12 protein-coding genes and 2 tRNA genes are annotated in these 13,019 nt (G+C 44.3%); 13 read left to right on the top strand and 1 reads right to left on the bottom strand.

Annotated elements, in window-relative coordinates; genetic code table 11:
* The first annotated feature begins 5 nt into the window (after positions 1-5).
* The 5 genes from uvrC (at position 6) to LIR34_RS16270 (ending at position 7,461) form a co-directional block, all read left to right on the top strand.
* Positions 6-1,877 carry an excinuclease ABC subunit UvrC gene (gene uvrC, locus LIR34_RS16290; RefSeq protein WP_173903282.1) on the top strand — a complete coding sequence of 624 codons (1,872 nt, stop codon included), beginning with the start codon at positions 6-8 and terminating at the stop codon, positions 1,875-1,877.
* A gap of 47 nt (positions 1,878-1,924) precedes the next feature.
* Entirely contained in the window at positions 1,925-2,857 is a 933-nt protein-coding gene (gene hprK, locus LIR34_RS16285) for an HPr(Ser) kinase/phosphatase (RefSeq protein WP_161286224.1), read from the top strand.
* Between the two features lie 44 nt (positions 2,858-2,901).
* Positions 2,902-3,837, top strand: a complete 936-nt coding sequence (locus LIR34_RS16280; RefSeq protein WP_161286223.1) for an ROK family glucokinase — start codon at positions 2,902-2,904, stop codon at positions 3,835-3,837.
* A gap of 176 nt (positions 3,838-4,013) precedes the next feature.
* Positions 4,014-6,692, top strand: a complete 2,679-nt coding sequence (locus tag LIR34_RS16275; RefSeq protein ID WP_173903281.1) for a transglycosylase domain-containing protein — start codon at positions 4,014-4,016, stop codon at positions 6,690-6,692.
* Between the two features lie 115 nt (positions 6,693-6,807).
* Positions 6,808-7,461 carry a YigZ family protein gene (locus LIR34_RS16270; RefSeq protein WP_173903280.1) on the top strand — a complete coding sequence of 218 codons (654 nt, stop codon included), beginning with the start codon at positions 6,808-6,810 and terminating at the stop codon, positions 7,459-7,461.
* Positions 7,462-7,530: 69 nt separating this feature from the next.
* On the opposite strand, the gene LIR34_RS16265 is transcribed toward LIR34_RS16270, so the two are convergent.
* Positions 7,531-8,055 carry a peptidylprolyl isomerase gene (locus LIR34_RS16265; protein WP_161286220.1) on the bottom strand — a complete coding sequence of 175 codons (525 nt, stop codon included), beginning with the start codon at positions 8,053-8,055 and terminating at the stop codon, positions 7,531-7,533.
* 94 nt (positions 8,056-8,149) lie between these two features.
* Between LIR34_RS16265 and tsaE the strand changes: the two genes are divergently transcribed.
* From tsaE to LIR34_RS16225, 8 genes are all read left to right on the top strand, one after another.
* Positions 8,150-8,581: a tRNA (adenosine(37)-N6)-threonylcarbamoyltransferase complex ATPase subunit type 1 TsaE gene (gene tsaE / locus LIR34_RS16260; protein ID WP_161286219.1), complete on the top strand. Its 432-nt coding sequence runs from the start codon at positions 8,150-8,152 to the stop codon at positions 8,579-8,581.
* A gap of 31 nt (positions 8,582-8,612) precedes the next feature.
* Positions 8,613-9,350 (top strand): tRNA (adenosine(37)-N6)-threonylcarbamoyltransferase complex dimerization subunit type 1 TsaB, encoded by a 738-nt coding sequence (gene tsaB / locus LIR34_RS16255; RefSeq protein WP_161286218.1) that lies wholly within the window; start codon positions 8,613-8,615, stop codon positions 9,348-9,350.
* A complete protein-coding gene (gene rimI, locus LIR34_RS16250) occupies positions 9,347-9,781 on the top strand; it encodes a ribosomal protein S18-alanine N-acetyltransferase (protein ID WP_173903279.1) in 435 nt (144 codons plus the stop codon). Before tsaB ends, rimI begins: the two co-directional genes overlap by 4 nt.
* 23 nt (positions 9,782-9,804) lie before the next feature.
* Positions 9,805-10,716, top strand: coding sequence for a ribonuclease Z (locus LIR34_RS16245; protein ID WP_161286216.1), 912 nt, complete (start codon positions 9,805-9,807; stop codon positions 10,714-10,716).
* A gap of 12 nt (positions 10,717-10,728) precedes the next feature.
* Positions 10,729-11,748 carry a tRNA (adenosine(37)-N6)-threonylcarbamoyltransferase complex transferase subunit TsaD gene (gene tsaD / locus LIR34_RS16240; protein ID WP_173903278.1) on the top strand — a complete coding sequence of 340 codons (1,020 nt, stop codon included), beginning with the start codon at positions 10,729-10,731 and terminating at the stop codon, positions 11,746-11,748.
* A gap of 24 nt (positions 11,749-11,772) precedes the next feature.
* On the top strand, positions 11,773-12,480 hold the full coding sequence (gene ispD / locus LIR34_RS16235; protein ID WP_173903277.1) for a 2-C-methyl-D-erythritol 4-phosphate cytidylyltransferase: 708 nt from the start codon (positions 11,773-11,775) through the stop codon (positions 12,478-12,480).
* An 84-nt stretch (positions 12,481-12,564) separates the two neighbouring features.
* Positions 12,565-12,650 (top strand) — tRNA-Ser (locus LIR34_RS16230).
* Positions 12,651-12,774: 124 nt separating this feature from the next.
* Positions 12,775-12,864, top strand: a tRNA-Ser gene (locus LIR34_RS16225).
* The last annotated feature ends 155 nt before the right edge of the window (positions 12,865-13,019 follow it).

Raw genomic sequence — 13,019 nt, 5'->3', positions numbered from 1 at the left:
GAGATATGTTTCAGATTGAAGAAGAATTAAAGAAGCTTCCCGCAAGACCGGGTGTGTACATTATGCACGATGAGCGAGATGCGATCATCTATGTGGGCAAGGCAGTCAGTCTTCGTAACCGTGTACGACAGTATTTTCAGAGCAGCCGTAACAAGGGAGCCAAGATCGAGCAGATGGTCACTCACATCGCAAGATTTGAATATATTGTTACAGATTCTGAACTGGAAGCACTGGTTCTGGAGAGTAACCTGATTAAGGAACATCGTCCGAAATATAACACTATGCTCAAGGATGATAAGAGCTATCCGTTTATTAAGGTGACGGTGCAGGAGACATATCCCAGAGTCCTGTTTGCCAGACAGATGAAGAAGGACAAAAACAGATATTTCGGTCCTTATACAAGTGGCGGAGCGGTCAAGGATGTGATCGAGCTGCTGCGGAAACTGTATCAGGTAAGATCATGCAGCAGAAACCTTCCGCGTGACTGCGGGAAGGACCGGCCATGTCTGTACTATCATATGAAACAGTGTACCGGTCCCTGCACCGGGCATGTGGATCAGAAACAATACAGGGAAAACATTCAGAAGGTGATCCGTTTTCTGAATGGGGATTTTCAGGATACGATCGACGAACTTACGGACAAGATGATGACAGCTTCCGAGGAAATGCGTTTTGAGGATGCCGCCGGTTATCGGGATCTGATACAGAGTATTCGTAAGATCGGCGAGAGACAGAAGATTACTGCCTACGGAGAAGAAGACAGAGATATTATAGCTGCGGCAATGGATGAAAGCCTGGATCTTAAGGAACAGGATGCAGTTGTGCAGGTGTTCTTTATGAGAAGCGGCAGGATGATCGGCAGAGATCACTTCTATCTCAGGGTTGCCAGAGGGGATACACGTTCGCAGGTTTTGTCCAGTTTTCTGAAACAATATTATGCAGGCACACCGTTTATACCAAGAGAAATCATGCTGCAGACGGATATTGAAGACAGAGAAGTGATTGAGGAATGGCTGTCCTTCAGACGAAAGCAGAAAGTACACATTGTGATCCCTAAGAAGGGTACAAAAGAAAAAATAGTCGAGCTTGCCTGGGAAAACGCACGGATGGTTCTGGAGAAGGATCGTGAGCGTATTCGCAGGGAAGAGGGAAGAACGATTGGTGCAGTCCATGAGGTGGAAGAATGGCTTGGACTTACGGGCCTTGTCCGTATGGAGGCATTTGATATTTCAAATATCAGTGGATTTGAGTCGGTAGGTTCGATGGTGGTCTATGAGAAAGGAAAACCGAAGCGAAGTGATTATCGTAAATTTCGAATCAGATCGGTTCAGGGTCCGAATGATTATGCCAGTATGGAAGAAGTGCTGACGAGACGATTTACACATGAAAGTAATGGAGAGTTTGACAGCTTTGCCAGAATGCCGGATCTTCTTCTGATGGACGGAGGACGCGGACAGGTCAACATAGCACTTGGTGTCCTTGAGAAGCTTGGAATAGCAATTCCGGTCTGCGGAATGGTAAAGGATGATAACCATCGTACCAGAGGACTGTATTACAATAATGTAGAGATTCCGATTGATACAAACAGTGAAGGATTTCGGCTGATTACCAGAATTCAAGATGAGGCACATCGATTTGCGATTGAATATCACCGTTCTCTCAGAAGTAAGGAACAGGTGCATTCCGTGCTGGATGACATTCCAGGAATTGGTGAGAGACGAAGAAAGGCTCTGATGCGCCGTTTTCGTTCGATCGAAGCAATCAGAGATGCATCAGAGGAAGAACTGGCACAGACGGAGTCTATGAATGCAGGAAGTGCAAAACAGGTGTATGATTTTTTTCATCGGTCAGATACCCTATATGTTACCGACGAATGAGAAACAGGGCACTTGAAATATATAAACATTAAAGGAGAAGACATAATATGAAAGGTGTATTGATGACAAAAATGATTCAGGAACTGAATCTTAACAATCTCACTCCTGAGATCGATCTGTCAGACATGAGGATCATAACCGCGGAGATTAACCGTCCTGCACTGCAGCTTACCGGTTATCTGGAACATTTTGCCAATGAACGTGTTCAGATCATTGGATATGTAGAGTACACATATCTTATGCAGCTTAGTGATGAAAAACGTATGAAGACGTATGAACGTTTTATTTCCAGCAAGATTCCGTGTGTTATCTTCAGTACCATGACCAAACCATCTCAGGATATGATCGATATGGCTATCAAGTATAATGTGCCGACGTTTGTAACAGAGAGAACAACATCCAGTCTGATGGCAGAAATTATCCGCTGGCTTGGTGTGCAGCTTGCACCATGTATTTCTATTCATGGAGTTCTCGTTGATGTTTATGGTGAGGGAATCCTGATCACAGGAGAGAGTGGTATTGGTAAGAGCGAGGCGGCTCTGGAACTGATCAAGAGAGGACATCGTCTGGTAAGTGATGATGTGGTAGAACTCCGTAAAGTGAGTGATGTCACGCTGGTAGGCTCTGCACCGGACATCACCAGACACTTTATTGAATTGAGAGGTATCGGGATCATAGATGTCAAAACACTGTTCGGTGTTGAGAGTGTCAAGGATACGCAGTCTGTAGACCTTGTCATTAAGCTGGAAGAGTGGGATCGAGACAAAGAATATGATCGTCTGGGACTGCATGAGGAGTATACAGAATATCTTGGAAACAAGATCGTGTGTCATTCTCTGCCGATCAGACCTGGTCGAAATCTTGCGGTTATCGTAGAATCTGCTGCGGTAAACCACAGACAGAAAAAGATGGGATATAATGCGGCTGAAGAACTTTACAAACGTGTACAGGCAAACATTGCACGCAAGAGGGAAGAGTAAGACGCTGCAAATATTAATAAAAAAGTCAGGAGAGAGTGGAGAAAATGAAAACATATTGTTTCGGAATTGATGTAGGTGGCACTTCAGTAAAATGCGGTCTGTTCCATACAGACGGAACACTTGTAGAAAAATGGGAGATCCCGACAAGAACGGAAAATAACGGACAGAATATTCTTCCGGATGTTGCGGAAACAATTAATGCAAAGCTTGCAGAAAAAAATATCGACAAAGCAGATGTGGAAGGCGTTGGAATTGGAATTCCAGGACCGATCAACTCCAGAGGAGAGGCAGCATGTGCGGTAAACCTTTACTGGGGATTTACGCCGGTAGCGCAGATTTTAGGTGATCTTACAGGTCTTAAAGCACAGGCAGGCAATGATGCAAATGTTGCAGCTCTGGGAGAGGCATGGAAAGGCGCAGCAGCAGGTGCACAGAATATAATCATGATCACTCTCGGCACCGGTGTTGGCGGAGGAATTATTATTAATGGTAAGATCCTTGCAGGTTCTCATGGTGCCGGTGGTGAGATCGGTCATGCTCTTGTTGTCCGCGGTGAAGAAGAGAAATGTAACTGCGGAAATCACGGATGTCTGGAGCAGTATGCTTCAGCGACAGGAATCGTACGTGTGGCAGGAAGAGTGCTGGCAGCATCAGAAGATGACAGTACTTTAAGAGAACTTCAGAATATTACAGCCAAAGATGTTCTGGATGCGTTCAAGGCAGGGGATGCAGTGGCTGTCCGTATTATGGAATATGTAGGCGATCTTCTCGGAGGTGCTATCGCAGGATTTACAACGGTTGTTGATCCAGAGGCAATTGTTATTGGCGGTGGTGTGTCAAAAGCAGGACAGCCGCTGATCGACTGCATCGAAAAATATTATCAGAGATATGCATTTTCATCCTGCAAGGAGACACCGATCGTTCTTGCAACACTTGGAAATGATGCAGGAATTTATGGAGCAGCCAAAATGGTTCTCTAAAAACAGGATATACATATTTTGAACTGAACTTAAAGGGAAGAGATCTTTTTACGAGGATTTCTTCTCTTTTTTCTAAAAAAATAATACTTTTGGAAGAAAATGTGAAGTTTTTAATTGGGGCTTTATTTACGATTCTGTATTTGTTATAATAAAACGGACTGTAAAGGAGGAAAACCATGAATTACGGAAAAAAATCAGTTTCCAGAAAGCGGAATTCTCTGATATCCCGTACTGCGATGATGGGCAAGCGGGCACATGTCTCATTTATCAGAGTTTTGTTTGCAGTACTGATCACCATCTGTGTGGCTGTTGGCTGCGTAGGAATCGGCGCTTTTCGGGGAATTATAGACAATGCTCCCGATGTGAATGATGTGGATATCTCACCATTGGGTTATGCGACTTTTTTGTATGATGGTGATGGAAATCAGCTTCGTAAATTAACAGCACCGAGCTCCAACCGTCTGCCGGTTTCCATTGATCAGATTCCGACAGATCTGCAGCATGCAGTAGTTGCGATAGAGGACGAGCGTTTTTATGAGCATAATGGAATTGATGTTAGGGGAATTCTTCGTGCATTTGTGAAGAATATTACTTCAGGAGATCTTTCTGAGGGTGCCAGTACAATCACACAGCAGCTTCTTAAGAACAATGTCTTTACCAACTGGACAAATGAATCTACCTGGCTTGAGCGTTTTACCCGTAAGATCCAGGAGCAGTATCTCGCAGTAGAAATCGAAAAGAAGATCAATGATAAGAATGTCATTCTTGAAAATTATCTGAATACCATCAACCTTGGGGCGGGAACTTATGGTGTACAGGCTGCTGCAAGGAAATATTTCAACAAAGACGTCTGGGATCTGAATCTTTCAGAGAGTGCAACTCTGGCGGGCATTACACAGAATCCTACACAGTTTAATCCGATTGAGCATCCGCAGGAAAATGCCAAGAGACGTAAGGAAGTTCTGGATCATATGATCACTCAGGGTTATATCACACAGACTCAGTACGATGAGGTAATAAATGACGATGTATATTCTCGTATTCGGGATGCACAGATCATGAATTCAGATACTGAAAATACAGTATATACCTATTTTGAGGATGAGCTTATTGATCAGGTGATCAATGACCTGATGAATATTAAAGGTTACACAAGAACGCAGGCACAGAATCTGGTATACAGTGGCGGTCTGAGTATTTATACAACACAGGATTCACAGATCCAGAAGATTCTTGATGAGGAATATGCAGATCCGTCAAATTACCCGGATTATGTCCAGTATGCGCTGGACTATGCTCTTACAGTCAAGAATCCGCAGGGAGAGGAAGAGAACTACAGCAAAGAAATGCTGAAGCTTTATTTCCAGAACGAGGATCCGGAATTTGACCTGTTATTTGATTCACAGGAAGAAGGACAGAGTTATGTTGACCGTTATAAGGAGAGTATTCTTGCAGATGGAAGTACTGTTGTTGCAGAACGTGTAAGCTTTGCTCCTCAGCCACAGTCTTCCATGAGCGTGATCGATCAGCATACAGGATATGTCAAAGCAATCGTAGGCGGACGTGGAGAAAAGACGGCGAGTCTTACCCTGAATCGTGCAACAGATACAACGAGACAGCCGGGATCTACATTTAAGATTCTTTCCACATATGCACCGGCTCTTAATGAGAAGGGCATGACGCTTGCGACTACATTTGAGGATGAGCCGTATAATTATCCGGATGGTTCACCGGTCAACAATGCTTCAAGAAGCTATAACGGAACGACAACAATCCGCAGGGCGATCCAGAATTCCATCAATGTTGTTGCTGTGAAATGTCTGGAAGAGGTTACACCGGAACTGGGCCTTCAGTATCTGGATAACTTTGGATTTACAACGCTGGCACATGGCACAGAAGCAGATCGTGATGCGAATGGAACCGTGTGGACAGATGCCAACCTTCCACTGGCACTTGGCGGTCTGACCAATGGCGTCACAAACGTGGAACTGTGTGCGGCATATGCGACGATTGCAAACAGCGGTAATTATATTGAACCACTTTACTATACCAAAATTCTGGATCATAATGGAAATGTCCTGATCGAGAAAACATCCGCGGGACGTTCTGTGATCAAAGAAAGTACGGCATGGCTTCTGACAAGTGCGATGGAGGATGTTGTGACACAGGGTACAGGTACAGCCTGCCAGCTGGATAATATGACAGTTGCAGGTAAGACAGGTACAACAGATGCGTACAATGACCTTTGGTTTGTCGGATATACACCGTATTATACCTGTGCAGTATGGTCCGGATTTGATAATAATGAGAAACTGCCGGAAGATGCAAGGAATTTCCATAAGAATCTCTGGAAGAAAGTTATGACCCGTATTCATGAGGGACTTCCGGACAGAGATTTTGAGATGCCGGCAAGTGTAGAGAAAATCAGTATCTGTTCAGAAACAGGACTCCTTCCGAGAGCAGGCTGTCCGGTTATCACAGAGTATTTTGATATTGGTGATGTTCCAACGGAGTATTGTGGTCAGCATTTCTATGGATATTCTGAAGATAGCAATGACAGTATGCAGGAATATACTACAGAAGAGGGTACCTATAATCCTGATGGTACGCAGACGGACAATACCGGAGATAATACCGGAGACAATACCGGAGATTCCACTGGAGACAACACCGGGGATAACACAGGAAATAATACCGGAGACAATACCGGAGACAATACCGGAGGAAACGAAGGTGGAGGAGATAGTACCGGAGGAGACGAAAGTGGAGGAGATAATACCGGCGGTGGCGATGAAGGAGGAAACACCGGAGGAGACGAAGGTGGAGATTCCACTGGCGGCGATGCCGAAGAATAGTAAAACATGAGTAACTGCGAGGGTACTGAACAGTTACAAGTATAAAACAGCAGCAGGCTGCAATCATCTGGCAGGATGGTCGCAGCCTGTGTTGTACAGGCTGGGAGGGAATGAAATGGAGCAATACAAAACTGTGCTGGAGGGCGGTACAGGAGAAATTATTGAGAAAAAATCACGTTTTATAGCGACAGTGCGTCCAGTCAGAAATGAAGAAGAGGCATTGGCTTTTCTGGAGGAAATGCGCAAACAATATTGGGATGCAAGACATAATTGTTATGCATACTCTGTCGGAAGGAACAGAGAATATACAAGATGCAGTGATGATGGAGAACCGTCAGGAACCGCAGGGCGTCCGATGCTTGATGTTATTCTGGGAGAAGATATTTATAATATTGCGGTGGTCGTGACAAGATATTTTGGAGGTGTACTTCTCGGAACAGGAGGACTGGTCAGAGCGTATTCCAAAGCTGTACAGGAGGGGCTTTCCGAAAGCCTTCTGATCGAGAAGAAAAAGGGGATTTCTCTTAAAATAACAACAGATTATACCGGAATCGGAAAAATTCAGTATATTGCCGGAGAACGCCAGATTCCGATACTGGACAGTGAATATACAGATAAAGTGGTTTTGAAACTTCTGGTTCCAAATTCTGAAACGGATGCGGTACAGAAAGCCATCACAGAAGGAACGAACGGCAGAGCTGTAATGGAAAAGGAAAAGGAACTATATTTTGCAAAGGTAAACGGAGATGTTCTTACCTTTGAGGACTGATATTAAGGCAATAAAAAAGTTGGGTGCACGCAGAAGCATGTCCCAGCTTTTTTACTTTATAACATCAGATCAACATTTCTCCGGTTCTGGATATTCTACACCGAAGGTATCAACAGTCATAGATTTGATTTCCTGCTCATCCAGAGGACGATCTCTGAAATCAGTTTCTGTCTCGGCAATTTTATTCACAACATCCATGCCCTCGATGATCTTTCCGAAGGCAGCGTAGCTTCCGTCAAGATGTGGAGCAGCTTTGTGCATAATGAAGAACTGGCTTCCTCCGGAGTTTGGATGCATTGCTCTTGCCATGGAAAGAACACCAGGTGTATGAGCAAGATCGTTTGCAACACCATTCTGGGCAAATTCACCCTTGATGCTGTATCCAGGGCCACCCATTCCGGTTCCATCCGGGCATCCTCCCTGGATCATAAAGCCGTTGATGACACGATGGAAGATCAGTCCGTCATAGAAGCCATTCTTTACAAGACTGATAAAGTTATTGACAGTGTTTGGTGCGATTTCCGGATATAATTCAGCTTTCATTACGTCGCCGTTTTCCATAGTAATGGTTACGATCGGATTTTTATTTGCCATAATCATGATCTCCTTTTGCAAAAAGTATTGTTTTTCTTTGTGGGCTCTATTATAATATGCAAAGAACAATTCTGCAAGGAAAAAGGTGATTTGCGTGATAATAGAAACGAAAAATCCGGAGGAAACATTTGCCCTCGGACAGGAGATCGGAAGAAATGCAAAACCCGGACAGGTCTATACACTGACTGGTGATCTGGGAGTCGGAAAGACTGTATTTACACAGGGAGTAGCTGCGGGACTGGGAATTACAGAACCGGTAAACAGTCCTACGTTTACGATCGTACAGGTGTATGAGGAGGGTAGACTTCCGTTTTATCATTTTGATGTATATAGGATCGGCGATATTGAAGAAATGGAAGAGATCGGTTATGATGACTACTTTTTTGGCGGAGGAATATGTCTGATCGAATGGGCAGAACTTATAGAGGAAATTTTGCCAGAGGACAGGATTTCCATAACCATTGAGAAAGATCTTTCTAAAGGCTTTGATTATCGACGTATTACGATTGCAGGGCTGGAGTCATAAGAAATTAAGATTTCGGATTGAGGAGAAAAACATGAAAATTTTAGGTCTTGACAGTTCAGGGATTGTAGCCTCTGTAGCTGTTGTAGAAGATGATATTCTGGTAGCAGAATATACTGTAAATTACAAAAAAACACATTCGCAGACATTACTTCCAATGTTGGATGAGATTGCCAAAATGACAGAGCTTGATCTGAATACGATCGATGCGATTGCAGTAGCGGCAGGTCCGGGATCTTTTACCGGACTTCGTATCGGTTCAGCAACAGCGAAGGGGCTTGGCCTTGCTCTTAAGAAACCGCTGATAGCGGTTCCGACTGTAGAGGGTCTTGCCTATAATCTGTATGACACAGACGGACTGATCTGTCCGATCATGGATGCGAGGAGAAGACAGGTTTACACAGGAATCTACCGCTTTGAGGAGCACAGACTTGTGACAGTGGAGGACCAGATGGCTGTACCGATGGAAGAAATGATCAGGAAGCTGAATGAATACCAGCAGCCAGTGACATTTCTCGGAGACGGAGTGCCGGTTTTTGCGGATATGATAGCTGAGAAACTGAATGTGCCGTATTCTTTTGCTCCTGCACATGTGAATAAGCAGAGAGCGGCAGCGGTTGCAGCACTTGGACTTATTTATTATAAAGAAGGAAGAACACAGACAGCAATGGAGCATATTCCGGATTATCTGCGTGTATCACAGGCAGAGCGTGAACGTGAAGAACGACAGAAGAAGGAGCGGGAGGCGGCACAGTCCGGAGAACAGATATGACTTTCCGGGAGATGCTGACAGAAGATCTGGATCAGGTCATGGAGATTGAGACAGATCTTTTTGCCATGCCGTGGACCAAAGAAGGAATGTTTACTTTTCTGACAAGAGAGGACACGATGTTTTTTGTAGTAGAAGAAAAGAACAGGATTCTTGGATACTGTAGTATGCAGACAGTACTGGATGAGGGAGACATCCTCAATGTAGCGGTATGCAGAGATCGTCAAAAGGAAGGGATTGGCTACTTTCTGGTAAACAGCATGCTCATGCTGGCGGAAGCACAGGGAATCCATCTGGTTCATCTCGAAGTACGGGAGGGCAATGGAAGTGCCCGCAGACTCTATCAGAGACTGGGTTTTCTGGAGGATGGACTTCGCAAAAATTATTATACTGACCCGCAGGAAAATGCGGTTCTTATGACAAAGAAACAATAATGGAATAGAAAACGAGGAAAAATATGTTAGATGTTTGTTTACTTGGAACCGGAGGAATGATGCCGCTTCCAAGACGCTGGCTGACCGCTCTTATGACCAGATATAACGGAAGCAGCCTGCTGATCGACTGTGGAGAAGGAACACAGGTGGCGGTGAAGGAAAAGGGATGGAGTTTTAAACCTATTGATGTGATCTGCTTTACTCATTATCATGGGGATCATATCAGTGGACTTCCGGGGCTTCTTCTTACAATGGGCAATGCAGATCGAAGTGAGCCGCTTACCCTTATCGGACCAAAAGGACTGGAGCGGGTTGTGAATGCACTTCGCGTGATCGCACCGGAACTTCCTTTTGAGATCAAGTTTATCGAGATTACGAAACCAGAAGAAGTGATAGAAATTAATGGCTACAGGATTACAGCGTTCAGAGTGAATCATAATGTGATCTGCTATGGCTATACACTTGAGATTCTGCGTCAGGGCAGGTTTTCACCGGAACGTGCCAGAGATCAGGGAATCCCTCTGAAGTTCTGGAATCCGCTGCAGAAGGGACAGACGATAGAAGAAGACGGTATTGTTTATACACCTGATATGGTTCTTGGACCAGAGCGAAAGGGAATCAAAGTTACCTATACTACAGATACCAGACCGACAGAGTCCATTTTGCGCAATGCAAAGGGTTCAGATCTTTTTATCTGTGAGGGAATGTATGCGGAGGACGAGAAGATTGAAAAGGCAAAGGGTTACAAGCATATGATGTTCAGAGAAGCAGCGACACTTGCAAGGGATGCGGAGGTTGGAGAAATGTGGCTGACGCATTTCAGCCCTTCGCTAATCCGACCGGATGAATATATGGATATGGTAAGAGGGATTTTTCCGAATGCATATCCTGGTAAAGATGGCAAAAGCGTAGAATTGAATTTTGAAGAAGACTAGAGGTGCCTTATTATGGAAGATACATTAATTCTTGCAATAGAAAGCTCCTGCGATGAGACAGCAGCCTCCGTAGTAAAAAACGGCAGGACTATTTTATCCAATGTGATATCGTCGCAGATAGAACTTCATAAATTATATGGAGGAGTTGTGCCGGAAATCGCTTCTCGTAAGCATATTGAGAAGGTAAACCAGGTGATCGAGGAAGCTCTTAAGGAAGCGGACGTGACGCTGGATGATCTGGATGCGATCGGAGTTACTTATGGACCGGGACTTGTGGGTGCACTTCTTGTAGGCGTGGCAGAAGCAAAGGCAATTGCATATGCGAAAAAACTTCCTCTTGTGGGTGTGCATCATATTGAAGGACATGTTTCCGCAAATTATATAGAACATCCGGATCTGGAACCGCCGTTTTTGTGTCTGATTGTTTCAGGCGGTCACACACATCTGGTTATTGTCAAAGATTATGGGGAATTTGAAATCCTCGGACGTACAAGAGACGATGCGGCGGGAGAAGCTTTTGATAAAGTGGCCCGTGCGATCGGGCTGGGCTATCCGGGCGGTCCGAAGATAGACAAATTATCAAAAGAAGGAAATCCGGATGCTATTGTTTTTCCCAGGGCTAAAATTGGGGATTGTCCGTATGATTTCAGCTTCAGTGGAGTGAAATCAGCAGTATTGAATTATCTGAATCAGGCACAGATGAAGGGAGAAGAGGTAAACCGTGCAGATCTGGCCGCGTCTTTTCAGAAAGCAGTCGTAGATGTGCTTGTAGAACATACCATGCAGGCTGCTAGGGACTATCATATGGATAAGATCGCAATAGCAGGAGGAGTAGCGTCGAATGGAACTCTTCGTGCGGCGATGGAAGAGGCATGCAGTAAGCATGGACACAAGTTTTACCGTCCGTCACCAATTTTCTGTACAGACAATGCGGCGATGATCGGTGTGGCAGCATATTATGAATACAAAAAGGGCACCCGTCATGGCTGGGATCTGAATGCAGTGCCGAATCTCAGACTGGGAGAGAGATAAAACAACAGTTATGGAGGACTTATTATGAAACAGGAGAAAAATACAGCAATTGTTCTGGCAGCAGGTCAGGGTAAAAGGATGAATAGCAGGATTCAGAAACAGTTTCTGGAAATTGATCATAGACCGGTACTGTATTATTCACTGGAGTGTTTTCAGAAAAGTCCTCTGATACAGGATATTATTCTGGTAACTGGAGAGGAAATGATTTCCTATTGTAAAAAGGAAATTGTGGAACGCTACAATTTTACAAAAGTGACAAAGGTGATCGCCGGCGGAAAGGAACGATACGATTCCGTCTATCAGGGACTTCTTGCCTGCGAGGACTGTGATTATGTTTTTATACATGATGGAGCAAGACCGTTTGTAACAGAAGCAATGTTGGAAAGGGGCGTTTTTGGCGTGCAGGAGACAGGAGCCTGCGCAATTGGAATGCCGTCCAAGGATACAATCAAAATTTCAGATAAAGAGGGTTTTGTTCAGTCAACACCGGACCGCAGCAGGGTATGGTCTGTTCAGACACCTCAGATTTTTGCCTATTCGCTGATCAGATCGGCACATGAGAGTCTACGCAGAAAAGATATGACCGGAGTTACAGATGATGCCATGGTAGTAGAACAGGAATCGGGAGTCGGAATCCGTCTGGTAGAGGGCTCTTATCAGAACATCAAGATCACAACACCGGAAGATCTCGACATTGCAGAAACTTTTTTGAAAAAATATAAAAAAATGTAAAATTAGGTGTTGACAGGAGAAACATTCGATGATAGAATATGTCTTGCGCTGACAGAGAAGCGCAAAAAACAAAGAAATATATATGGAGAGATATCGAAGTGGTCATAACGAGGCGGTCTTGAAAACCGTTTGTCCGCAAGGGCGCGTGGGTTCGAATCCCACTCTCTCCGCTTGTTGAGAATAAAAACTTGCAAAAAAAGTTAAAAAAGTTCTTGACAAACAAGAAACGACACGATATAATATAAAACGCTTCTGGTAAAACGGAGCGAAAAAAACAATTGTGTAGGGCAATTTGGAGAAGTACCCAAGCTGGCCGAAGGGGCTCCCCTGGAAAGGGAGTAGGTCGTTAATAGCGGCGCGAGGGTTCAAATCCCTCCTTCTCCGTTTCAAAACTTCTTAAATAAAAAGTTTTGAAAAAGTTAAAAAAGTTCTTGACAAACAGTTGAGAATAAGATAAAATAAACGAGCTGTCACATAAGTACAGCAAAGAACCTTGATAACTAAACAGTGAAACACATACGATTCTCGAAAATTCTTAA

The organism is Blautia sp. MSK17_66, from assembly GCF_020538025.1.
Taxonomy (GTDB): domain Bacteria; phylum Bacillota; class Clostridia; order Lachnospirales; family Lachnospiraceae; genus Blautia_A.
Note: the sequence above shows the minus strand (reverse complement) of the source record. Positions and strands in the feature narration are given on the sequence as shown.